General features: G+C 57.8%; 22 protein-coding genes. 12 read left to right on the top strand and 10 right to left on the bottom strand.

Annotated features, from left to right (window positions below):
• Positions 1-13: 13 nt before the first annotated feature.
• The 3 genes from FN633_RS04955 to FN633_RS04945 are packed head-to-tail and all read right to left on the bottom strand — an operon-like array spanning position 14 to position 2,719.
• Positions 14-1,006 (bottom strand): alpha/beta fold hydrolase, encoded by a 993-nt coding sequence (locus FN633_RS04955; RefSeq protein WP_154056947.1) that lies wholly within the window; start codon positions 1,004-1,006, stop codon positions 14-16.
• 19 nt (positions 1,007-1,025) lie between these two features.
• A complete protein-coding gene (locus FN633_RS04950; protein WP_154056946.1) occupies positions 1,026-1,820 on the bottom strand; it encodes an SDR family NAD(P)-dependent oxidoreductase in 795 nt (264 codons plus the stop codon).
• A gap of 44 nt (positions 1,821-1,864) precedes the next feature.
• Positions 1,865-2,719 (bottom strand): LysR family transcriptional regulator, encoded by an 855-nt coding sequence (locus tag FN633_RS04945; RefSeq protein WP_154056945.1) that lies wholly within the window; start codon positions 2,717-2,719, stop codon positions 1,865-1,867.
• A 98-nt stretch (positions 2,720-2,817) separates the two neighbouring features.
• Between FN633_RS04945 and FN633_RS04940 the strand changes: the two genes are divergently transcribed.
• Positions 2,818-3,324 carry a phenolic acid decarboxylase gene (locus tag FN633_RS04940; protein WP_154056944.1) on the top strand — a complete coding sequence of 169 codons (507 nt, stop codon included), beginning with the start codon at positions 2,818-2,820 and terminating at the stop codon, positions 3,322-3,324.
• Between the two features lie 36 nt (positions 3,325-3,360).
• On the opposite strand, the gene FN633_RS04935 is transcribed toward FN633_RS04940, so the two are convergent.
• Positions 3,361-4,422, bottom strand: coding sequence for an AI-2E family transporter (locus FN633_RS04935; RefSeq protein WP_154056943.1), 1,062 nt, complete (start codon positions 4,420-4,422; stop codon positions 3,361-3,363).
• A gap of 155 nt (positions 4,423-4,577) precedes the next feature.
• Between FN633_RS04935 and FN633_RS04930 the strand changes: the two genes are divergently transcribed.
• Positions 4,578-5,786, top strand: coding sequence for an MFS transporter (locus FN633_RS04930; RefSeq protein ID WP_154056942.1), 1,209 nt, complete (start codon positions 4,578-4,580; stop codon positions 5,784-5,786).
• Between the two features lie 37 nt (positions 5,787-5,823).
• Here the strand turns inward: FN633_RS04930 and FN633_RS04925 are convergent, their stop codons facing one another.
• On the bottom strand, positions 5,824-6,381 hold the full coding sequence (locus FN633_RS04925) for a DcrB family lipoprotein (RefSeq protein WP_042393243.1): 558 nt from the start codon (positions 6,379-6,381) through the stop codon (positions 5,824-5,826).
• 72 nt (positions 6,382-6,453) lie between these two features.
• Positions 6,454-7,119, bottom strand: a complete 666-nt coding sequence (locus tag FN633_RS04920; protein WP_042393241.1) for a 7-cyano-7-deazaguanine/7-aminomethyl-7-deazaguanine transporter — start codon at positions 7,117-7,119, stop codon at positions 6,454-6,456.
• A 167-nt stretch (positions 7,120-7,286) separates the two neighbouring features.
• Between FN633_RS04920 and tusA the strand changes: the two genes are divergently transcribed.
• The 4 genes from tusA to FN633_RS04900 all read left to right on the top strand — a co-directional run bounded on the left by tusA (position 7,287) and on the right by FN633_RS04900 (position 10,510).
• Positions 7,287-7,532, top strand: coding sequence for a sulfurtransferase TusA (gene tusA, locus FN633_RS04915; RefSeq protein WP_154056941.1), 246 nt, complete (start codon positions 7,287-7,289; stop codon positions 7,530-7,532).
• Positions 7,533-7,706: 174 nt separating this feature from the next.
• On the top strand, positions 7,707-8,678 hold the full coding sequence (locus tag FN633_RS04910; RefSeq protein ID WP_154056940.1) for a TRAP transporter substrate-binding protein: 972 nt from the start codon (positions 7,707-7,709) through the stop codon (positions 8,676-8,678).
• A 25-nt stretch (positions 8,679-8,703) separates the two neighbouring features.
• Positions 8,704-9,213 (top strand): TRAP transporter small permease, encoded by a 510-nt coding sequence (locus FN633_RS04905; RefSeq protein WP_154056939.1) that lies wholly within the window; start codon positions 8,704-8,706, stop codon positions 9,211-9,213.
• 10 nt (positions 9,214-9,223) lie between these two features.
• Positions 9,224-10,510 (top strand): TRAP transporter large permease, encoded by a 1,287-nt coding sequence (locus FN633_RS04900; protein ID WP_154056938.1) that lies wholly within the window; start codon positions 9,224-9,226, stop codon positions 10,508-10,510.
• A 122-nt stretch (positions 10,511-10,632) separates the two neighbouring features.
• Here the strand turns inward: FN633_RS04900 and zntA are convergent, their stop codons facing one another.
• The 4 genes from zntA to rsmD all read right to left on the bottom strand — a co-directional run bounded on the left by zntA (position 10,633) and on the right by rsmD (position 14,509).
• A complete protein-coding gene (gene zntA, locus FN633_RS04895; RefSeq protein ID WP_154056937.1) occupies positions 10,633-12,819 on the bottom strand; it encodes a Zn(II)/Cd(II)/Pb(II) translocating P-type ATPase ZntA in 2,187 nt (728 codons plus the stop codon).
• 73 nt (positions 12,820-12,892) lie between these two features.
• Entirely contained in the window at positions 12,893-13,519 is a 627-nt protein-coding gene (locus FN633_RS04890) for a lysoplasmalogenase (RefSeq protein ID WP_042393226.1), read from the bottom strand.
• Positions 13,520-13,622: 103 nt separating this feature from the next.
• Positions 13,623-13,904, bottom strand: coding sequence for a DUF1145 family protein (locus FN633_RS04885; protein WP_154056936.1), 282 nt, complete (start codon positions 13,902-13,904; stop codon positions 13,623-13,625).
• A complete protein-coding gene (rsmD, locus tag FN633_RS04880) occupies positions 13,898-14,509 on the bottom strand; it encodes a 16S rRNA (guanine(966)-N(2))-methyltransferase (protein ID WP_154056935.1) in 612 nt (203 codons plus the stop codon). Before rsmD ends, FN633_RS04885 begins: the two co-directional genes overlap by 7 nt.
• Positions 14,510-14,712: 203 nt before the next feature.
• Between rsmD and ftsY the strand changes: the two genes are divergently transcribed.
• The 6 genes from ftsY (at position 14,713) to livJ (ending at position 21,761) form a co-directional block, all read left to right on the top strand.
• Positions 14,713-16,209, top strand: coding sequence for a signal recognition particle-docking protein FtsY (ftsY, locus tag FN633_RS04875; protein ID WP_154056934.1), 1,497 nt, complete (start codon positions 14,713-14,715; stop codon positions 16,207-16,209).
• A gap of 2 nt (positions 16,210-16,211) precedes the next feature.
• Positions 16,212-16,880, top strand: coding sequence for a cell division ATP-binding protein FtsE (gene ftsE / locus FN633_RS04870; protein WP_154056933.1), 669 nt, complete (start codon positions 16,212-16,214; stop codon positions 16,878-16,880).
• Positions 16,873-17,928, top strand: coding sequence for a permease-like cell division protein FtsX (gene ftsX, locus FN633_RS04865; protein WP_154056932.1), 1,056 nt, complete (start codon positions 16,873-16,875; stop codon positions 17,926-17,928). Before ftsE ends, ftsX begins: the two co-directional genes overlap by 8 nt.
• Before the next feature lie 277 nt (positions 17,929-18,205).
• A complete protein-coding gene (gene rpoH / locus FN633_RS04860; protein ID WP_042393216.1) occupies positions 18,206-19,060 on the top strand; it encodes an RNA polymerase sigma factor RpoH in 855 nt (284 codons plus the stop codon).
• 137 nt (positions 19,061-19,197) lie between these two features.
• On the top strand, positions 19,198-20,463 hold the full coding sequence (locus FN633_RS04855) for a 4-aminobutyrate--2-oxoglutarate transaminase (RefSeq protein WP_154056931.1): 1,266 nt from the start codon (positions 19,198-19,200) through the stop codon (positions 20,461-20,463).
• Positions 20,464-20,660: 197 nt separating this feature from the next.
• The gene (gene livJ, locus FN633_RS04850) at positions 20,661-21,761 is read left to right on the top strand and encodes a branched chain amino acid ABC transporter substrate-binding protein LivJ (RefSeq protein WP_154056930.1); all 1,101 of its coding nucleotides are present in this window, start codon (positions 20,661-20,663) and stop codon (positions 21,759-21,761) included.
• Positions 21,762-21,775: the final 14 nt, after the last annotated feature.

Below are 21,775 nucleotides of genomic sequence, written 5' to 3'. Positions count from 1 at the left end.
AACTAACAGCAGATTACGACTGTAGATCCTTCAGCAGCGCCTCGTGGAAGCGCGCCGGATCTTCCATCTGCGGGGCGTGGCCCATGCCATCAAACTCGACCAGCGTTGCGCCTGGGATCTGCTTCGCGGCCTCTTTACCCAGCACGCTATAGTTGCCCACGGCCTTTTTGACCTCCGGCGGGGCGGTATCGCTGCCAGGGGCGGTCGTATCCCCGGTGCCGATAAACAGCGTCGTCGGCACCCGCAGATCTTTGAACTCATAGACCACTGGCTGGGTAGCGATCATGTCGTAGAGCAGGGCGGAGTTCCACGCCACGCGCTCTTTGCCCGGCCCGTTGCTCAGACCGGCCAGCATATCGACCCACTTGTCATACTCCGGCTTCCAGTTGCCCATGTAGTAGGTCTTCTGCTCATAGGCTTTGATGCTCTGGGCGCTGGTTTTTAGCTCTCGCTGATACCACTCGTCAACGCTGCGGTAGGGCACGCCTTTGGCTTTCCAGTCCTCAAGGCCGATGGGGTTGACCATCACCAGCTTCTCGGTCTGCTGGGGGTACATCAGGGCATAGCGGGTGGCCAGCATCCCGCCGGTGGAGTGACCGATAATGGTGGCCTTCTTGATCCCCAGCGAGTCGAGCAGCTGGTGGGTATTACTTGCCAGCTGCTGGAAGCTGTACTGATAGCTGGCGGGCTTGATAGAGGTGCAGAAGCCAATCTGATCCGGGGCGACGACGCGATACCCGGCCTCGTGCAGGACGCGGATCGTCTCCTCCCAGGTGGCGGCGCAGAAGTTTTTGCCGTGCAGGAGCACGACCGTGTGACCGTTGGGCTTATCCGCCTGAAGATCCATATAGCCCATGCTGAGCGGCTGTTTCTGCGACTGAAAATCAAACTTTTTGAGTTCCCAGGGGTAGTTAAAACCCTCCAGGTGTTCACCGTACTCTGCTGCCGCAGCCGTCCCACTGAAGAGCAGGGCGGCCAGCACACAGCGTGAGATTTGCATAGGCATAACGCTTCTCCACGCTGGGTTATACAATATCGTCTACCACGCCACCGTCGACGCGCAGCGCTGCGCCGGAGGTCGCCGAGGCCTGGGTTGAGCAGACGTAGACCACCATATTGGCGACCTCATCCACCGTGGCGGCACGCTGGATCACCGAGGTGGGACGGTTGGCTTTCACAAACTCGGTGGCGACCGTCTCCAGCGATTTACCGGTTTTGTCTACTTCGCTCTGCATCATGGCGGCAAAACCGTCGGAAAGCGTCGGGCCCGGCAGCACGCTGTTGACCGTCACGCCGCTGCCCGCCACGTATTTTGCCAGCCCGCGTGCCAGTGACAGCTGCGCCGTTTTGGTCACGCCGTAGTGGATCATATCCGCCGGAATATTGAGGGCTGATTCGGAAGAGATAAAGACCACCCGGCCCCAGCCCTTCTTCACCATCCCCGGCAGCAGGGCGCGCGCCAGGCGAACGCCGGACATGACGTTGGTTTGCCAGTAGTTATCCCAGGTGGCGTCGTCGGTGGCACTGAAATCGGACGGGCCATAGATACCTGCGTTATTAACCAGGATATCCACGGACGCGGCGGTTTTCAGTACCGATTCAACGCCTTCGGGGGTGCTGAGATCGGCGATGGTGGCCCGCACCTCTACGCCCGGCACCGCCTGCTGCAGCTGCTGAATGCCCTGGTTCACGCTCTCCTGGCTGCGGCCGTTGAGGATCACTTCTGCACCGCTCTCAGCCAGCCCGCGCGCAATCGCAAAACCAATCCCGGCGGTGGAGGCGGTCACCAGCGCAACTTTGCCCGTTAAATCAATCTTCATTGCTTGCTCCCGTAGATGTCGTTATTGAACGTTAAGCATAGACGCTACTTTGCAGAGGTCAGGAGTTTAAGCAATGTCTCAACCTGCTCATCGAGGGGCATTAAGTCTTTTTTTACAATAAGGTGCAGGGGCGTAGCGCGGCGCACGCCGTGGCCAAGGGGCAGTATTTTTAAGACGCCCGCCTCAAGCTGGTCGCGGATCCGCTCTTCCGGTAGCCAGCCGTACCCCACCTGATACATCACTGCGTCAATCGCGGCATCAATGGTCGAGAAGGTCCAGGCTTCGCTGGTGGCCTGCTGCGCACTGTCACTCCCGGCGATGCGGATCAGCGGCCAGGCAGATAGAGCCTCGTCATTCAACGTACTCAACGCAAAGAGAGGATGATCGCGATGGGCCACGGCGATAAAGTCCACGTTCATCAGCCACTCCCCGCGTCCGGTCATATCCTGACGGCGGGGTAGGATCATCACGTCGGCTTCACTGTGCGCGGGTAGGGCAACGTTTTCCTGGGCTTCGGTGAGATGCACCTGCGTCTGGGGATAGCGCTGCTGAAACTGACGCAAAATGGCGAACAGACGGCTGCGGGGAAAGATGCTATCCACCACCAAATCAAGGCGGGTGCGCATACCGTTGCGCAAGGTTGAGGCCCGCGTTTCAACGTAGGCAAACGCCTTCAGCAGGGGCTTAACCTGGGTTAACAGCAGTTCCCCGGCAGGCGTTAATACAGCGCGGCGGCCTTCCGGCACGAGCAGCGCGATGCCCAAACGCTCTTGCAATAGCGCCAGGTTATAGCTCACCGACGACTGGCTGCGATGCGTCTCTTCAGCGGCTTTGGCAAAGCTGCCCAGTTCAATAACTTTTTCCAGCAGTGACCACTGTTCCAGGGTTGTCTTGTGCATAAATTATCTAAAAAGTTGATTAATTTTATCCAAAATCAGCGTTATTAATCCATAATTTGCAGCGGTACGCTATCTCTATCACATGAAGGAGGTAAAAAATGAGCAGCTTTGATAAACACGATCTGAGTGGTTTTGTCGGTAAACATCTGGTTTACACCTACGACAACGGCTGGAATTACGAGATTTATGTGAAAAACGCGTCGACGCTGGATTACCGTATTCATAGCGGCATTGTCGGTAATCGCTGGGTGAAAGATCAGCATGCCTACATTGTGCGGGTGGGTGAAAGTATCTACAAAATTTCATGGACCGAGCCGACCGGGACCGACGTTAGCCTGATTGCTAACCTCGGCGACCGGCTGTTCCACGGGACGATCTTCTTCCCGCGCTGGGTCATAAACAACCCAGAAAAAACCGTTTGCTTCCAGAATGATCATATTCCGCTGATGGAATCCTACCGCGAGGCGGGGCCTGCCTATCCAACGGAAGTGATCGATGAGTTCGCGACCATCACCTTTGTACGCGACTGCGGGGCAAATAACGACAGCGTCATCGACTGTGCGGCCAGCGAGCTGCCAGAAAACTTCCCGGAAAACCTGAAGTAAGCTCACCGGGTTTAGGCAGCCGCTGGCGAAAGTGCTCTACCCTGGCAGCTTACTCTTTGGTCGGCCAGGGCCGAGCAGGATGGCCAGCTTGCTGCCGCCTTTGGTGGTCTCCATCCAGATTTTACACACGCTGGTGAGTGGCACCGAGAGCAGCATGCCCACCGGCCCCAGCAGCCATCCCCATACCAGCAGCGAGAGGAACACCACCAGGGTGGACATCCCCAACCGGTGGCCCATCATCCGCGGCTCTAGAATGTTGCCCAGCAGCATATGCACGACCAGGAAGAGCGCGCCGACCATGAAAAACTCATAGTAGCCGTTAAACAGCAGCGCCTGGATCATCGGTGGGATGGCCGACAGCACGGAGCCGATATTGGGCACGTAGTTCAGCAGAAACGCTAACACGCCCCACATCAGGGCAAACTGGACATCCAGCAGCAGCAGCCCCAGCCAGATAATTACCCCGGTCCACAGGCTAATAAGCGTTTTGAGCGCCAGATAGTGCGAGACCCCTTTCAACGCCCGGTGCAGGCCCGCGATGTGGATCTGCGGATTATTCAGCGCGAAGCGCAGCTTGTAGGGCACGTGGCGAACTTCAAACAGCATAAACACCACCGTCATCACTAGCAGGACGATGCTGGCCATGGCGTTGGAGAGCTGTGCCATCAGCGTGGTAGCGAAGGTCATCATTTTGTCGGAGTCCATGCGCTGTAGCATGCGCTCCGGCGAGATATGCAGATTCAAAAAAGGCAGCGCATGCTGTAGGGCGACAATTTTACGCGTTAGCTCCCGGTTATATTTGGGGAGCAGATTAATAAAGTCGGTAGTGGAGGCGGCGAGCACGCCAAACAGGGCGGTAAGCACGATCAGCATCACCACCACCACGATAGTAATAGCGAGGGGGCGTTTAATACCGCGGCGTAAAAACCAGGTGACCAGAGGGTTAAGAACGATGGCAAAAAAGAGCGCCAGCAGAAGCTGGACGATAATATCGGCCGCCGCATGAATACCCGCGAGGATAATCACTAATGCGGCCATTTTGACAAGAATGTGCAGTCCTGCTTTATCACCGGATTTTTCAGGCAATACGTTGAGCATGTTGAATTCCTTTTATCGCTGTGCACGTTAAGTGTAGTGCCTTGTTGGGGCTTCGCTTAAGACGGATAATCTTATTGTGAGGGCTGATTTTCATGCCTCGTCGTGGTAATAGTGAAACCCTCCTGTAAAGAACCGTTGTAAAACTGGTGAGCTTGATGCCTGAACCCGTCGCCGACCCGGCGCTAAGCGGAGTGCGCCTCAATCTGCGTATTATCTCCGTCGTTATATTTAACTTCGCAAGCTACTTCATTATTGGTCTGCCGCTGGCCGTACTGCCGGGCTATGTTCACGACGTGATGGGCTTTAGCGCCTTCTGGGCGGGGCTGGTGATCAGCCTGCAATATTTCGCCACGCTCTTGAGCCGCCCCCATGCCGGGCGCTATGCCGACAGCCTGGGACCAAAAAAGATCGTGCTTTTTGGCCTGTGCGGCTGCTTTCTGAGCGGCGTCGGCTACCTGCTGGCGAGCATGGGCAGCGGCTGGCCCGTCGTGAGTCTGGTACTGCTCTGCGTCGGCAGGGTGATCCTCGGCGTAGGGCAGAGCTTCGCCGGCACTGGCTCAACGCTCTGGGGCGTCGGTACGGTGGGGTCTTTGCACATCGGCAAGGTCATCTCCTGGAACGGTATCGCCTCCTATGGTGCGATGGCGCTCGGTGCGCCCCTGGGCGTGCTCTGCTTTCACTACGTCGGCCTGACCGGACTGTCTCTCACCATCATGGCCGTGGCGCTGGTGGCGTTTCTCTTTGCCCTGACCCGTCCGGCGGTGAAGGTGAGCAAAGGCAAGCCGCTGCCGTTTCGCGACGTGCTGGGGCGCATCTGGCTCTACGGCATGGCGCTGGCGCTGGGCTCTGCCGGGTTCGGCGTTATCGCCACCTTTATTACCCTTTTCTACGATGCGAAAGGCTGGGACGGTGCGGCTTTTGCCCTGACGCTCTTTAGCTGTGCATTTATCGGCGCGCGGCTCTTTTTCCCTAACAGCATTAGCCGGTTAGGCGGCCTCAACGTGGCGCTGATCTGCTTTGCGGTGGAGACGCTGGGATTAATGCTCACCGGTCTTGCCTCTGCGCCCTGGATGGCAAAAGTCGGCGTGCTGCTGGCAGGCGCGGGATTCTCGCTGGTCTTCCCGGCGCTGGGCGTCGTGGCAGTTAAAGCGGTGCCGCAGCAGAATCAGGGAGCGGCGCTGGCGACCTATACGGTATTTATGGATCTAGCCCTGGGCATCACCGGGCCGGCAGCGGGGCTGCTGATGGCGTGGACTGGCGTCTCGTCAATCTATATTGCGGCGGCAGGGCTGGTCGCGGTGGCGTTGCTGCTGGCGTGGCAGTTAAAAAAACGGCCTCCGTTGGAGACCGTTTCAGAATCGTAGGCCCGGCAAGCAGCGCGCCGCCGGGCGTTATACACAATTAGTTAATCACGATGGTGTTGATAATATTCTCTGCTGCGCTCTGCGCCTGCTGCTGGTTTTCTGCCGGCAGCGTCACCTGAATAGTCAGCAGCTTGCTATCAACCTTACCCAGCACCACGGAGGACCAGGCGGTCTGGCCTTTCGCGGAGATGATGCTGTCCAGCTGCTGCAGCGTGTGACCTTTTACCTCGATGGATTTATTGGTCACCACCTGCAGCTGCGGATCGCGGCTACGCTGCTGGTCTTCCAGACGTTTCGCCAGCACCGGCAGCTCTTCATTGGTGGTATCGCCAACGATCACAATCACCGCTTTCTGGCCGGTGGCGTCGGAGTAGACGTGCATATTGTTCGCCTGGGTACCCAGCTTGCCGCTCTGATCGCTCATGTCGGCAGGCAGGGAGAAGGTGACTTTACCGTCCAGCAGGCTTACCGGCTGCCCGGTCGCGTTGCTCTCCGGCGCGGCACCCTGTGCAGGCGTTTTCGTGTCGTTGTTATCACAGGCCGCCAGCCCTAATACCAGCAGGCCAATCCCGACGTACTTAACCAGATTGCGCATTGACTTCTTCCTTTCGATAAACGGCCAAAATGGCTCATAGGCCCATCTTATCACAAGTTAGGAAGCGTACCTTTAACTGGCCTGCAACGCGGAAATTTCAGATTTATCCGCCAGTCTTTTCAGGCACATATTCAGCAATACGCCATACATCGGCAGGAAGAACAGAATGCTGATAAGCACCTTAAAGCTGTAGTCCACCAGCGCGATTTCGGTCCAGTGCTGGGCCATAAACGCGTCCGGGCTACGCCAGAAGGCGATAAAGAAGAAGGCGATAGTATCGCTGGCGTTACCGAACACCGTGGAGACCGTCGGGGCGAGCCACCAGCGGCGATTCTGACGCAGGCGGTTAAAGACACGCACGTCGAGGATCTGCCCCAGGGTGTACGCCATAAAGCTCGCGGCGGCGATGCGGGCGACGAAGAGGTTAAAGTGGGTCAGCGCGCCAAAGCCCTGCCAGCTGCCCATATAAAACAGCGACGAAACGATATAGGAGATAATCAGCGCCGGGATCATGACGGCAAAGATGATCCGCCGGGCGAGCGGTGCGCCAAAAATACGCACGGTCAGGTCGGTGGCGAGGAAAATAAAGGGAAAGCTAAACGCGCCCCAGGTGGTATGGAAACCAAACACCGAGATCGGCAGCTGTACCAGGTAGTTGCTGGAGGTGATCACCAGCAGATGAAAAAGCGATAGCCAGAACAGCGCTTTCATGCGCTGAGATTGCGAGAACTGCGTCATATTGTGACCTTTTTAAGAGTTGGGGTGAGGGAACCCAATTTGAACCGCCGCATCATACTGCTTTGAAACCGCTTTGCAATGGTTAATATCCACGCAATCGTTAACTTGGTTTGCTTTGCGATAATCGCGGCGTAAACTACAGCGGTTTTTGATTAGATGAGCTAAAAATGACCGATCTCTTTACTACGCCAGACCATACGCTTGACGCCCAGGGGCTGCGCTGCCCGGAACCCGTGATGATGGTACGCAAAACCGTACGCACTATGCAGGCTGGGGAAACCTTACTGATTATCGCCGACGATCCTGCCACTACGCGCGACATTCCCGGCTTTTGCCGCTTTATGGAGCACGAGCTTGTCGCTCAACAGGTAGAGGCGTTGCCGTATCGTTACCTGTTACGTAAAGGGCAGTAGACTGCTGCGGTAGAGGCTATTTGGACTACTGTTGTCACATAATTGAACCATCGTTTCACAATCTTGTTACTTTTGTGAACCGCTTCACCCCTGCTTCTCCGGGCGTAGTGTAGTTTTTAAGCGTAAAAATAAAACGCTGTTTGCCGCTTACCTCACTACCCTGGAGTTGACTCAATGAAAACGACCTTGAAGCCGTTGTTAGCCGCTCTGTGCCTGACTGCTTTTGCCTCCTCTGTTGCCGCCCAAACCATCAAAGCTGCCGATGTTCATCCGCAGGGTTATCCCAATGTGGTGGCCGTAGAGCAGATGGGCGAAAAATTGAAACAGCAAACCGACGGCAAGCTGGAGATTAAAGTCTTTCCCGGCGGTGTGCTTGGGGATGAAAAGCAGATGATCGAGCAGGCGCAGATGGGCGCTATCGATATCATCCGCGTCTCCATGGCACCGGTGGCGGCGATCCTGCCGGACATCGAAGTCTTTACGCTGCCCTACGTCTTCCGCGATGAAGACCACATGCACAAAATTATCGACGGTGATATCGGCAAGCAGATCGGCGACAAGCTCACCGCCAACCCGAAATCCCGGCTGGTGTTCCTCGGCTGGATGGACTCCGGCACCCGCAACCTGATCACCAAGGATCCGATCGTCAAACCGGAAGATCTGAAAGGCAAGAAGATCCGCGTGCAGGGTAGCCCGGTAGCATTGGCTACGCTGAAAGATATGGGGGCTAACTCGGTGGCGATGGGCGTGAGCGAGGTCTACAGCGGCATGCAAACCGGCGTGATTGACGGAGCAGAGAACAACCCGCCAACCTTCGTCGCCCATAACTATATGCCGGTAGCGAAAAACTACACCCTCAGCGGCCACTTCATCACCCCAGAGATGCTGCTTTACTCCAAAGTGAAGTGGGATAAGCTCAGCGCTGACGATCAGCAAAAAATCCTTACCCTCGCCCGCGAAGCGCAGTTTGAACAGCGCAAGCTGTGGAATGCCTATAACCAGCAGGCGCTCGACAAAATGAAGGCGGGCGGGGTCCAGTTCCACGACATCGACAAATCGGTCTTTATCAAAGCCACAGAGCCGGTGCGCGCCCAGTATGGCGATAAGCATCAGGATCTGATGAAAGCCATCGCCGACGTTAAGTAAATCAGACCCGTTTTGTGGAGGACGTATGTCCGAACTCTACCTGAAGTGGATGGACCGTCTGTACCTGCTTGCGATGGCCGTGGCGGGCCTGTCGCTGCTGGTGATGACCATCGTGATCCCCATTGGCATCTTTTCGCGCTACGTGCTGAACCGTGGCGAGTCCTGGCCGGAGCCGATCGCCATTATCTGCATGGTGACCTTTACCTTTATCGGTGCGGCGGTGAGCTACCGCGCCGGGTCACACATCGCGGTGAATATGCTTACCGACCGGCTGCCCGCCGCGCTGCAAACCCTGTGCGTCAGAGTGGTGGATCTGCTGATGCTGGGGATCTCCCTGATCATCTTCTGGTACAGCTACTGGCTCTGCGTTGAGCTCTGGGAGCAGCCCGTCGCTGAGTTTCCCATCCTGACCTCCGGGGAGAGCTATCTGCCGCTGCCGCTGGGGTCGGCCATTCTGATCCTGTTCGTGCTGGAGCGCCTGATGTTTGGCTCGCAGGAAAATCGACCGGTCGTGCTGATCGGCAACCATACTTAAGGGGTGAAAGATGGACGCATTTGTTTTGTTATTCACCCTCGCCATCTTATTGGCGCTGGGGATGCCGGTGGCGTTCGCCGTTGGGCTAAGTGCGGTTGCCGGTGCGCTGTGGATCGACCTGCCTCTTGAGGCGCTGATGATCCAGATCACCAGCGGAGTGAACAAGTTTACCCTGCTGGCGATCCCATTCTTTATCCTGGCGGGTGCGATCATGGCGGAAGGGGGGATCGCCCGGCGTCTGGTTAACTTTGCCTACGTCTTTGTCGGCTTTATCCGCGGTGGCCTGTCGCTGGTGAATATTGTCGCCTCAACCTTTTTCGGCGCGATTTCCGGCTCGTCGGTAGCGGACACGGCCTCTATCGGCAGCGTGATGATCCCGGAGATGGAAAAGAAGGGCTACCCGCGTGAGTACGCGGCGGCGGTGACCGCCAGCGGCTCGGTGCAGGCCATTCTGATCCCGCCCAGCCATAACTCGGTGATCTACTCTCTGGCAGCGGGGGGCACGGTCTCTATCGCTACCCTGTTTATTGCCGGCGTACTGCCGGGGCTGCTGCTCGGGGTAAGCCTGATGGTGCTCTGCCTGGGCTTTGCCCACAAGCGTGGCTATCCGAAGGGGGAGCGGATCCCGTTTAAGCAGGCGCTGAAGATCCTGCTGGATGCCCTGTGGGGGCTGATGACGGTGGTGATCATTCTCGGCGGCATCCTGTCAGGGATCTTTACCGCCACCGAGTCGGCGGCGGTCGCCTGCCTGTGGGCGTTCTTCGTGACCATGTTTATCTACCGCGACTACAAGTGGAACGAGCTGCCGAAGCTGATGTGCCGCACGGTAAAGACCGTCACTATCGTGATGATCCTGATTGGTTTTGCGGCAGCGTTCGGCGCAGTGATGACCTACATGCAGCTGCCGATGCGCATCACTGAGTTCTTCACCTCGTTGTCGGATAACAAGTACGTCATTCTGATGTATCTCAACATCATGCTGCTGCTGGTGGGCACGCTGATGGACATGGCCCCGCTGATCCTGATCCTGACCCCGGTGCTGCTGCCGGTAACCAACTCATTGGGGATCGATCCGGTGCACTTCGGTATGATCATGATGGTTAACCTCGGGATCGGGCTGATCACGCCGCCGGTAGGCTCGGTGCTGTTTGTCGCCAGCGCGGTGAGCAAGCAGAAGATCGAGACCGTGGTACGCGCCATGCTGCCGTTCTACGCCATGCTGCTGGTGGTGTTGGGCATGGTGACCTATATCCCGGCCATTTCGCTGTGGCTACCGGGAGTGTTGGGGATGCAGTAATAGTTAATAGGATTCGTGTCGTTGTGGGCCCGGCAAGCATAGCGCCGCCGGGCGTTAAATCGACTCCGTTACGCCGGGTGCGGCTAACGCCTGACCCGGCCTACGGTTCGTGCCCTATAGTTTTATCTTCTACGTAATAGTCGCAATGCGTTTGCCGTCACCAGCACCGTTGCGCCGGTGTCGGCGAGCACCGCCAGCCAGAGTCCGGTGATCCCCAGCAGCGTGGTTACCAGGAAAACTGCCTTCAACCCCAGCGCAATGGCAATGTTCTGCCGGATGTTAGCGTGCGTTGCCCGCGCCAGGGTAATCATCTCTGCCAGCCCGCTTAGTCTGCTGTGGGTTAGCGCCGCGTCGGCGGTCTCCAACGCCACGTCGGTACCGCTGCCCATCGCAATACCGATAGTGGCCGCCTTCATGGCCGGCGCATCGTTAATGCCGTCGCCGACCATTGCCAGCGGCGCGTGAGCATTTAGCGCGGTGACCGCCGCGACTTTATCCGCTGGCAGCAGCCCGGCTTTGAACTCAAGCCCCAGCTCGTCAGCAACCGCCGCCGCCGCGCGTGGGTTATCGCCCGTCAGGATCGTCCCCTGCACGCCTAGCCGATGTAAGTTAGTAACCGCCTGCCTGGCATCATCACGCAGGGTGTCTCGCAGCGCCAGCACGCCTTGTAGCTCGCCATCTTCAGCAACGATCACCACCGTCTGCCCGGCCGTTTCCAGCGCGTGAATGCGCTCGCTAAATTCGCCAGCAGCAAACTTATCCGCCGCACAGATCAGCACCTTCTTGCCTTCGACCTCGGCCTCAATACCCGATCCCAACAGCGCACGCTGCGCCGTGGCGGGTGGGATCACTAGCCCGCGGGACTGGGCTTCACGCACAATGGCCTGAGCCAGCGGGTGGGTCGAACCCTGCTCAACCGCAGCGGCCAGCGTAAGCAGTTTCTCCTCGCTGATGTGATGAGGATAAATTCCTGTGACCTGCGGTTTACCCAGCGTCAGGGTGCCGGTTTTATCGAAGGCGATATGCCGCACGCGCCCGAGCTGCTCCAGCGCTGCGCCGCCTTTAATCAGCGCGCCCCGGCGTGCCGCTGCCGCCAGCCCGGAGGTGATCGCCGCTGGCGTGGAGATCACCAGCGCGCACGGACAGCCGATTAGCAGCAGCGTCAATCCCTTGTAGATCCAGCCCTCCCATGGGGCGCTGAAGAGCAGTGGAGGCACAACGGCAACCAGCAGGGCAACGAGCATAATAATAGGGGTATAGATCCGGCTGAAGCGATCGATAAAGCGCTCGACGGGCGCGCGGCGCTCCTCGGCCTCCTCGATCAGTCTGAGGATGCGGTCGATAGCGCTGTCGCCCGGCTCGGACAGCACGCTGAGCTGAACCAGACGATCCACGCTGGTGGCCCCGGCAGGCACCTTCTCCCCGACGGCACGCAACACGGGGATGGATTCGCCGGTGAGGGCGCTCTCATCAAAGCTGGCTTCAGCGCTAAGCAGCGCGCCATCAGCAGGCAGGCGGCCTCCGGCGGCGACCTCAATCACATCGCCGGGACGCAGCGTGGCTATCGCCACCGTTTTACGCTCGCCGTTGACGACCAGAGTCGCGGTCTCTGGCTTAAGCGCCACCAGCGCGCTGACGCCCTTACGCGCCCGGCTGGCAGCCCAGCCCTCAAGACGTTCGCCGACTAAAAACAGCAGCAGCACCATCGCCGCTTCTGCCGTCGCGCCGATAAACAGCGCCCCGATGGCCGCCACGCTCATCAGCGTCTCAATGGCAAACCAGCTGCCGCTTCTCATCAGGCGCAGCGCCTGGCGGGCGATAGGGTAGAGGCCGACGAGGGTGGTCGAGATAAACGCCAGGTTACCGAGCGGGTGGTTGACCTGCTCCAGTGCCCAGCTCAGCGCCATCATGACGATCAGCGTGATGAGGGCCAGGTTTTCCTGCAGGAAGGACGTTTTCTCAGCCGGGGCCGATTCGCTGCGCAGGGCGTAACCGGCGTTTTTGACCGCGGCCTCTACCTGAGCGCTAACGTTGCCCGAGGCATTAACCAGCAGCTTCTCGGTGGCGAAAAGCACCTGAACCTGTTCAACGCCGGCAACCTGCCTGACCGCGTTTTCCACTTTACGCGCGCAGGCGGCGCAGTCCATGCCGTTAACCACCCAAGTGTACTGGTTACCGCTCTCCGGCAGGGGAGCGACACGCTGAGTGTCGCACGCTTCGGCGTAGCTGCATGCCTCCTGGACCGGCGTAGAGGCAGGCTTAAACGCCGTAAACTGCGGCGCTTTTTTGGACTTTTCAGGAACAGACATAACGTCCTCCGGTCAATGATAATTTTCTCATTAACCGGAGGATACACTCTGGAGTCGACTCCAGAGTCAAGCGTTAAATGTAGAGGGAGCGAACAATCAGGAAGTGACCAGCAAAGTAGCAGGCGCTAACAATGGCGCTGTCTGCCTTGAAGCGACGGCGGTAGTGGCTGCCCAGCCAGACAATATTGCTCAACAGCAGCAGGACGGCACCGACAAACGCCGACAGCGCCGGGCTGGTTGGGCGGAAGAACCACAGCTCGCCAGCCAGCCAGACCATCACCAGCGTCATGGCGATAAAGGTGCAGATGGGCCAGCGTAGCTCCTCAAGTCGCGTCCAGATGGTGGCGATCAGCAGCACCCCAATCACCAGCAGCGCCAGCGGCAGCGGCCAGAAGAAGCTGAGCGTCATCTGGCTGGCGAAGTAGATGGTGTAGAGCAGATGCGCGAGGAAGAACGCCCCGATAGCGTAGAGCAGCTGCTGGCGCGGGAGCAGGGTTAGCGCATCGCCCACCAGGGTCGCACAGAGACCGGCCAGCACCAGATAGCTAACGGCGTTGAACATCGGTGCCTGCCAGGCCAGCAGTAACAGCAGCAGCAGCGTAACGGGTTTAAAGACCCAGCGTTGCCAGGCGGGCCCGCGATAGGACGCGTCCACGTAGAGCCAGGCGGAAAAACATACGGCGATAAACGACCAAAGCATCTTAATTCCTTGAATTCGTTACTGTCTCATGGGCGTTATGCCCACACCCTTGCTATTCAGTGTAGTGGCCGTGGCGGGCAGATGACAACGCGGGCCCGTCCGATTACTTCTTCTGCTGAAGATTCTGCTTAAGCCTTTTCTGCCACACCAGCAGCTCAAAGACGCCGAACAGAAAGATGCGCCACTGCTCGGCGGCGGTCATCTGCGGGCCATCTTTTGGCAGGGCGGTTTTCATCATCACCATCTGTAAGGCATGCATAAAGGCGGTGAAAACCAGCGCCACGTTAACGAAGATATTCAGCGGACGCGGGAAGGGGTGAACCAGGTTAAGGATCAGAAATGCCCAGACGCACAGCATCATGAGTCGGCCCAGATTAATCAGCATGTTACGCTCCCTGTACTTATCGATGATGAAGGTACTTGTCGGTGATAGAGGCGGTAGGCCACCTGACCGGCTATCTTTTCACGGTGCAGATCCCAATGTGTCGGCACGGGCGGCAGCCCGCTTTCCACTTCGCTCTCTACATAGATTAGCGCGTCATCCGCCAGCCAGCCGTTATTTTCCAACAGCCGCAGCGTCTCGTCGAGCAGGCCTTTACGAAACGGCGGATCGACAAAGACGATATCATGCGGGGTCCCGCTCTGATTCAGAAACGTCAGCGTATTGTCGTTCACGACCTTGCCTTGGGTGGCGTTCAGCGTCGCCAGGTTCTGTTGCAGCTGGCGGGCGACGCCGCGCTCCATCTCAATCAGCGTCGCAGAGGCCGCGTAGCGCGACAGTGCCTCCAAGCCCAGCGCGCCGCTACCGGCGAAGCAGTCGAGGCAGCGGGCGTCTACCATTGAGGGAGCCAGCCAGTTAAACAGGGTCTCTCTGACGCGATCCGTCGTCGGACGCAGGCCGGGGCTGTCCGGCACCGGCAGTTTGCGGCCGCGCCACTGGCCGCCAATGATGCGTATCTGGCCGCTGGCGGCTCGGTTGGGTTTTTTCATAATGCTGGCTCTGGTCACAATTTTTAGGCCGCTATTTTAGCGGCGGGCGACGCTGGACGAAACCTTAATCCGCAGGCGGTGCTGTGGAATCAGGAAAGTGTTAGACTAACGAATTACTTACAAAATTTTCAGTCCCTGTTTGCGACTAGGTTTAGGACAATACGGGCTGTGCCATGAATTAACCGCGAGGAGTGTAGTCGCAAATGGCAAAAGAGAAAAAACGGGGTTTCCTCTCCTGGCTGGGCTTAGGCCCGAAAGAGGAGCCGCAGCAGGCAGAGCCTGAGCAGCAGATTGAGCAGCAGCCGGAAGAGCAGATCCAGCAGCAGGCGGTTGTTGTAACAGAAATTGAAAAAGAGGCGGAAGCAAAAGCGGAGCATGCCCCGCACAGCGAAGCCGAATCGGAAGCCTTTGCCGCTGACGTCGTCGAGGTGACGGAGCAGGTGGTTGCCATGGAAGAGGTTCAGGACACGGTTCCGGAAACTGTTCAGGACGCGATCCACGAAGACATTCCAGAAGACGTACAGGAAGCGGTTCAGCCCGCGCCAGCCGCGTCTCAGCACGCTCAGCCGCCGGTGTACATTCCTCAGGAAGCGCTGCCGCAGACGGAAGAGGCCACCGTCGTCGAGCCGGAAGCGGAGGAGTGGCTAACGGAAGACGATGAGCGTGAACTCACCGACGAGGAGCTGGAGGCCGCTGCGCTCTCAACCCCTGCGGAGGAGGAGATCGTTCTGGAGGAGGAGCCCGTTGAGGTCGCACCTCTGGAGCAGGAGAAGCCCACCAAAGAGGGTTTCTTTGCGCGCCTGAAACGCAGCCTGCTGAAAACGAAAGAGAATCTCGGTTCCGGATTTATCACTCTTTTCCGCGGCAAAAAAATCGATGATGATCTGTTCGAAGAGCTGGAAGAGCAGCTGCTGGTGGCGGACGTCGGCGTTGAGACAACGCGTAAAATCATTGCCACGCTGACCGAGAGCGCCAGCCGCAAACAGCTGCAGGATGCCGAGGCGCTCTACGGCCTGCTGAAGGCGGAGATGGGCGAGATTCTCGCAAAAGTTGATGCGCCGCTTAATATTGAAGGCAAAACGCCGTTTGTTATTCTGATGGTGGGCGTCAACGGCGTTGGGAAAACCACAACCATCGGCAAGCTGGCCCGTCAGTTTGAACAGCAGGGCAAATCGGTGATGCTGGCAGCGGGGGATACCTTCCGCGCGGCGGCGGTTGAGCAGCTCCAGGTGTGGGGCCAGCGCAACAATATCCCGGTGATTGCCCAGCACACCGGTGCAGACTCCGCCTCGGTCATCTTCGACGCTATCCAGGCAGCGAAATCACGCGGCGTTGACGTGCTGATCGCCGATACCGCCGGTCGCTTGCAGAATAAAGCGCACCTGATGGAAGAGCTGAAGAAGATCGTCCGCGTAATGAAAAAGCTGGATGTCGATGCGCCGCACGAAGTGATGCTGACCATTGATGCCAGCACCGGGCAGAATGCAGTAAGCCAGACCCGCCTGTTTAACGAGGCGGTAGGCCTGACGGGGATCACGCTGACCAAGCTGGATGGTACAGCGAAGGGCGGGGTGATCTTCTCCGTCGCCGACCAGTTCGGGATCCCTATTCGGTATATCGGGACTGGCGAGCGTATAGAGGACTTGCGTCCGTTTAATGCGGGCGATTTTATAGAGGCACTTTTTGCCCGAGAGGATTAACAATGATTCGCTTTGAACACGTCAGCAAGGCCTATCTCGGTGGGAGACAAGCGCTGCAGGGGGTGACCTTTCACCTGCAGCAGGGCGAGATGGCATTTCTGACCGGCCACTCTGGCGCAGGGAAAAGTACGTTGCTCAAGCTGATCTGTGGTATTGAGCGGCCAAGCGCCGGGAAAATCTTCTTTGGGGGGCATGATATTAGTCGCCTGAAGAACCGCGAAGTGCCGTTTCTGCGTCGGCAGATCGGCATGATTTTCCAGGATCACCATCTGTTGATGGACCGCACGGTTTACGACAACGTGGCTATCCCGCTGATTATCGCCGGGGCCAGCGGGGATGACATTCGCCGTCGCGTCTCTGCGGCCCTTGATAAGGTCGGGCTGCTGGACAAAGCGAGAAATTTTCCGATCCAACTCTCTGGCGGTGAGCAGCAGCGCGTGGGCATCGCCCGCGCCGTGGTCAACAAGCCGGCGGTGCTGCTGGCGGATGAACCGACCGGTAACCTTGATGAGGCGCTTTCGGAAGGCATTCTGCGCCTGTTCGAGGAGTTTAACCGCGTCGGGGTCACCGTTCTGATGGCGACGCACGACATCGGACTGATTTCCCGTCGTTCATATCGCACGCTGAGCCTGAGCGACGGCCATTTGCATGGAGGCCTGGCGGGTGAATAAACGCGACGCAGTAAATCAAATTCGTCAGTTTGGCGGCAAGTTCGATCGTTTTCGCAAGCCTGGCGCAGGCGCGGGCGGCAGTCGTTCCCCGTCCGGGCGCGGCAAGACGCCGCCTAAGCCCGGCTCGCGGAAGAGTAACGTCTTCAATGAGCAGATGCGCTACGCATTTAGCGGCGCGCTGCAGGATCTCAAGAGCAAGCCGCTGGCGACCTTCCTGACGGTGATGGTGATTGCCATCTCCCTCACGCTGCCCAGCGTCTGTTACATGGTCTATAAGAACGTCAATCAGGCGGCGACCCAGTACTATCCGTCGCCGCAGATCACCGTCTACTTCGATAAGGCGCTGGATGATAACGCCGCTCAGCAGGTGGTAGGCCAGCTGCAGTCGGAGCAGGGGGTGGAGAAGGTTAACTATCTCTCCCGCGAGGACGCTCTCGGCGAGTTTCGTAACTGGTCCGGCTTTGGCGGCGCGCTGGATATGCTCGAAGAGAACCCGCTTCCTGCCGTGGCGGTCGTGGTGCCCAAGCTCGATTTCCAAAGTACTGAGTCGTTGAACACCCTGCGGGATCGGATTACGCGCATCAACGGTATTGATGAAGTGCGTATGGACGACAGCTGGTTTGCCCGTCTGACGGCGCTGACCGGGCTGGTGGGCCGGGTATCGGCGATGATTGGCGTTCTGATGGTGGCCGCCGTATTCCTGGTGATCGGTAACAGCGTGCGGCTGAGCATCTTCTCCCGCCGCGATACGATCAACGTCCAGAAGCTGATTGGGGCAACCGACGGTTTTATCCTGCGTCCGTTCCTGTATGGCGGGGCGCTGCTGGGCTTTAGCGGGGCGCTGATGTCGCTGATCCTGTCAGAGGTGCTGGTCATGCGGCTCTCCTCTGCCGTGGCCGACGTGGCGAAGGTATTTGGTACCCAGTTCAACCTCGATGGTTTGTCGTTTGACGAATGTCTGCTGCTGCTGCTGGTGTGCTCAATGATCGGCTGGCTGGCCGCCTGGCTGGCAACAGTACAACATTTACGTCACTTTACGCCTGACTAAGCGATTTTTTGATATACTCTTTTCCTGCACGTGATGTCTTGCAGGGAAAGAGTCCCTGTTATCTCTTCTCCCCTGCGTCTGTTTTTATCAACGCTGTGTCACAATTTGTGCGTAATCTATTCACACGACGGCATTGAACTTGTGGATAAAATCACTGTCTGATAAAAATGTGGATGATATTCTCGTTGCTCACAATCGCTGGCATGTTTGTTGCCTGTTCCTGAAAAGATGAAAGGGACAAACCGCCGCCAGTAAGAAGTCTATTGAGAGGATTTGAATGACCAAAGAAATGCAAACTTTAGCTTTAGCCCCTGTTGGTAACCTGGAGTCGTATATCCGGGCTGCTAACGCTTGGCCGATGTTAACGGCTGATGAAGAGCGGGCGCTGGCTGAAAAGCTGCATTACCAGGGCGATCTGGAAGCAGCTAAAACGCTGATCCTGTCTCACCTGCGCTTTGTTGTTCATATTGCTCGTAACTACTCGGGCTATGGCCTGCCGCAGGCAGACCTGATCCAGGAAGGCAACATCGGTCTGATGAAGGCCGTGCGTCGCTTTAACCCGGAAGTGGGTGTGCGTCTGGTCTCGTTCGCCGTGCACTGGATCAAAGCCGAAATTCATGAATACGTCCTGCGTAACTGGCGTATTGTGAAGGTCGCTACCACTAAAGCGCAGCGTAAGCTGTTCTTTAACCTGCGTAAATCTAAACAGCGTCTGGGCTGGTTCAACCAGGACGAAGTCGAAATGGTCGCACGCGAGCTGGGCGTCTCCAGCAAAGACGTGCGTGAGATGGAGTCCCGGATGGCCGCGCAGGACATGACCTTTGATATGTCCTCCGACGACGAGTCCGACAGCCAGCCGATGGCTCCGGTGCTCTACCTGCAGGATAAATCGTCTAACTTTGCTGACGGCATTGAAGACGATAACTGGGAAGAGCAGGCGGCAAACCGCCTGACCGATGCGATGCAGGGGCTCGACGAGCGTAGCCAGGCGATTATTCGCGCCCGCTGGCTGGACGAAGACAATAAGTCCACGCTTCAGGAGCTGGCCGACCAGTATGGTGTCTCTGCCGAGCGCGTGCGTCAGCTGGAAAAGAATGCGATGAAAAAGCTGCGTGCGGCTATCGAAGCCTAACTTTCGCGCAGTCACCTGCTAAACCCCTGGATGAAAATCCGGGGGTTTTGTTTTTTTAGCGCCCGCTCTGGCGAATTTTTAGCCCCTGGCAAACACTTACAGATGCGCTACGCATGGGTATTTCTCAGGGGGACAGGGTGAAAAATAACGAACTAAACGAACGGCGTTTACAGGCGACGCCGCGCGGCATCGGCGTCATGTGTAACTTCTTCGCCGAGAGAGCAGAGAACGCCACGCTGTGGGACGTAGAGGGCAACGAGGTGATCGACTTCGCCGCCGGGATCGCGGTGCTGAATACCGGTCATCGCCACCCAAAAGTGGTGGCGGCAGTCGAGAAGCAGCTCCATGCCTTTACCCATACGGCCTATCAGGTGGTGCCCTATGAGAGCTACGTAACCCTGGCGGAGAAGATCAACGCCCGCGTGCCGGTCGAGGGGCCAGCAAAAACCGCCTTCTTCTCTACCGGTGCGGAAGCGGTTGAGAACGCGATCAAAATCGCCCGCGCCTATAGCAAACGCCCTGGCGTGATCGCCTTCGGCGGCGGCTTCCATGGCCGGACCTCAATGACGATGGCCCTGACCGGTAAAGTCGCCCCCTATAAAATTGGCTTCGGCCCTTTCCCCGGTTCGATCTTTCACGCTCAGTACCCGAATGCGGTGCATGACGTCTCAACCCAGGATGCCCTGAAAAGTCTGGATCGTATCTTCAAAGCCGATATCGCCCCGGATCAGGTGGCGGCCATTCTGCTGGAGCCGGTGCAGGGGGAGGGCGGCTTCGTCATTGCGCCCGACGACTTTATGCAGGGCGTGCGTAAGATCTGCGACCAGCACGGTATCCTGCTCATCGCTGATGAGGTACAGAGCGGCTATGCCCGTACCGGCAAGCTCTTTGCAATGGAGCACTACAGCGTCAAGCCGGATCTGATCACCATGGCGAAGAGCCTTGCGGGTGGCATGCCGCTGTCGGCGGTCTCTGGTCGTGCCGAGGTGATGGATGCCCCCGCCCCGGGTGGGCTGGGTGGCACCTACGCCGGTAACCCGCTGGCGATCGCCTCTGCGCTGGCGGTGCTGGAGGTCATTGAAGAGGAGCAGCTTTGCGAGCGCTCCCGCGTGCTCGGGGAGGCGCTGGTCGCGGAGCTAAACAACGCCAGGGCCAACTGCCCGTACATTGCTGACGTGCGTGCGCTGGGGTCTATGGTCGCCGTGGAGTTTAGCGATCCGCAAACCGGCGGGCCATCGCCTGGCTTTACCCAGAAAGTGCAGGCCCACGCGCTGGAGGCGGGCCTGCTGCTGCTCAGCTGTGGCGTTTACGGCAATGTGATCCGCTTCCTCTATCCGCTCACCATCCCCGATGCGCAGTTCCGCCGGGCGCTCGATATCATCTCCCGCTCGCTGACGCAGTAACCTGTCCGCCCGGCGGCACCGATCTGCCGGGCATACACGATCTACATTTCAAAATATCTATTCCCAAAAGATAAAAATGGGGTATGTTTTAGCAGAGTGTGCTGAAAAGGCGCGTACGGCAGACGCATATATGAAATAAAGCGCCATAAAACAACATCACAACAAACGTTACAACCAGAACAATGGGGAATCTCAGGATGAAAATGAAGGGTAAAGCGTTACTGGCAGGATGTATTGCGCTGGCGTTCAGCACCATGGCACAGGCAGACATTAAAGTGGCCGTGGTAGGCGCGATGTCCGGTCCGGTTGCGCAGTACGGCGATCAGGAGTTTACCGGTGCGGAACAGGCTGTTGCAGACATTAATGCGAAGGGCGGTATCAAAGGCGAAAAACTGCAAATTGTAAAATACGATGATGCCTGCGATCCGAAACAGGCCGTTGCGGTAGCGAACAAAGTGATTAACGACGGTATTAAATATGTTATCGGCCACCTTTGCTCCTCCTCCACCCAACCGGCTTCTGATATCTACGAAGACGAAGGCATTCTGATGATCACGCCAGCGGCGACCGCACCGGAGCTGACCGCGCGTGGTTACAAGCTGGTATTACGTACCACCGGTCTTGACTCGGACCAGGGCCCGACCGCGGCGAAATACATTCTGGAAAAGGTAAAACCGCAGCGTATCGCCATTGTTCATGACAAACAGCAGTACGGTGAAGGCCTGGCCCGTGCCGTGCAGGATAACCTGAAGAAAGGCAACGCCAACGTGGTCTTCTTTGACGGTATCACCGCCGGTGAGAAAGACTTCTCCACACTGGTGGCGCGACTGAAGAAAGAGAATATCGATTTCGTTTACTACGGCGGTTATCACCCGGAGATGGGCCAGATCCTGCGCCAGGCCCGCGCTGCTGGCCTGAAAACCCAATTCATGGGGCCGGAAGGGGTCGCGAACGTATCACTCTCTAATATCGCCGGCGAATCTGCGGAAGGCATGCTGGTAACCAAGCCGAAGAACTACGATCAGGTTCCGGCGAACAAACCGATTGTGGATGCGATCAAGGCGAAGAAACAGGATCCGAGCGGCGCGTTCGTGTGGACCACCTACGCCGCGCTGCAGTCGCTGCAGGCCGGTCTGAACCACTCTGCCGATCCGGCTGAAATCGCCACCTGGCTGAAAGCTAACTCCGTAGAGACCGTAATGGGTCCGCTGACATGGGATGAGAAGGGCGACCTGAAAGGCTTTGAGTTCGGCGTGTTTACCTGGCATGCCAACGGTACAGCAACCGACGCAAAATGATTCAGTTATAAAAT

It is taken from the genome of Pseudescherichia vulneris, from assembly GCF_902164725.1.
Taxonomy (GTDB): domain Bacteria; phylum Pseudomonadota; class Gammaproteobacteria; order Enterobacterales; family Enterobacteriaceae; genus Pseudescherichia; species Pseudescherichia vulneris.
This window is presented reverse-complemented; position numbering and strand designations above follow the sequence as displayed.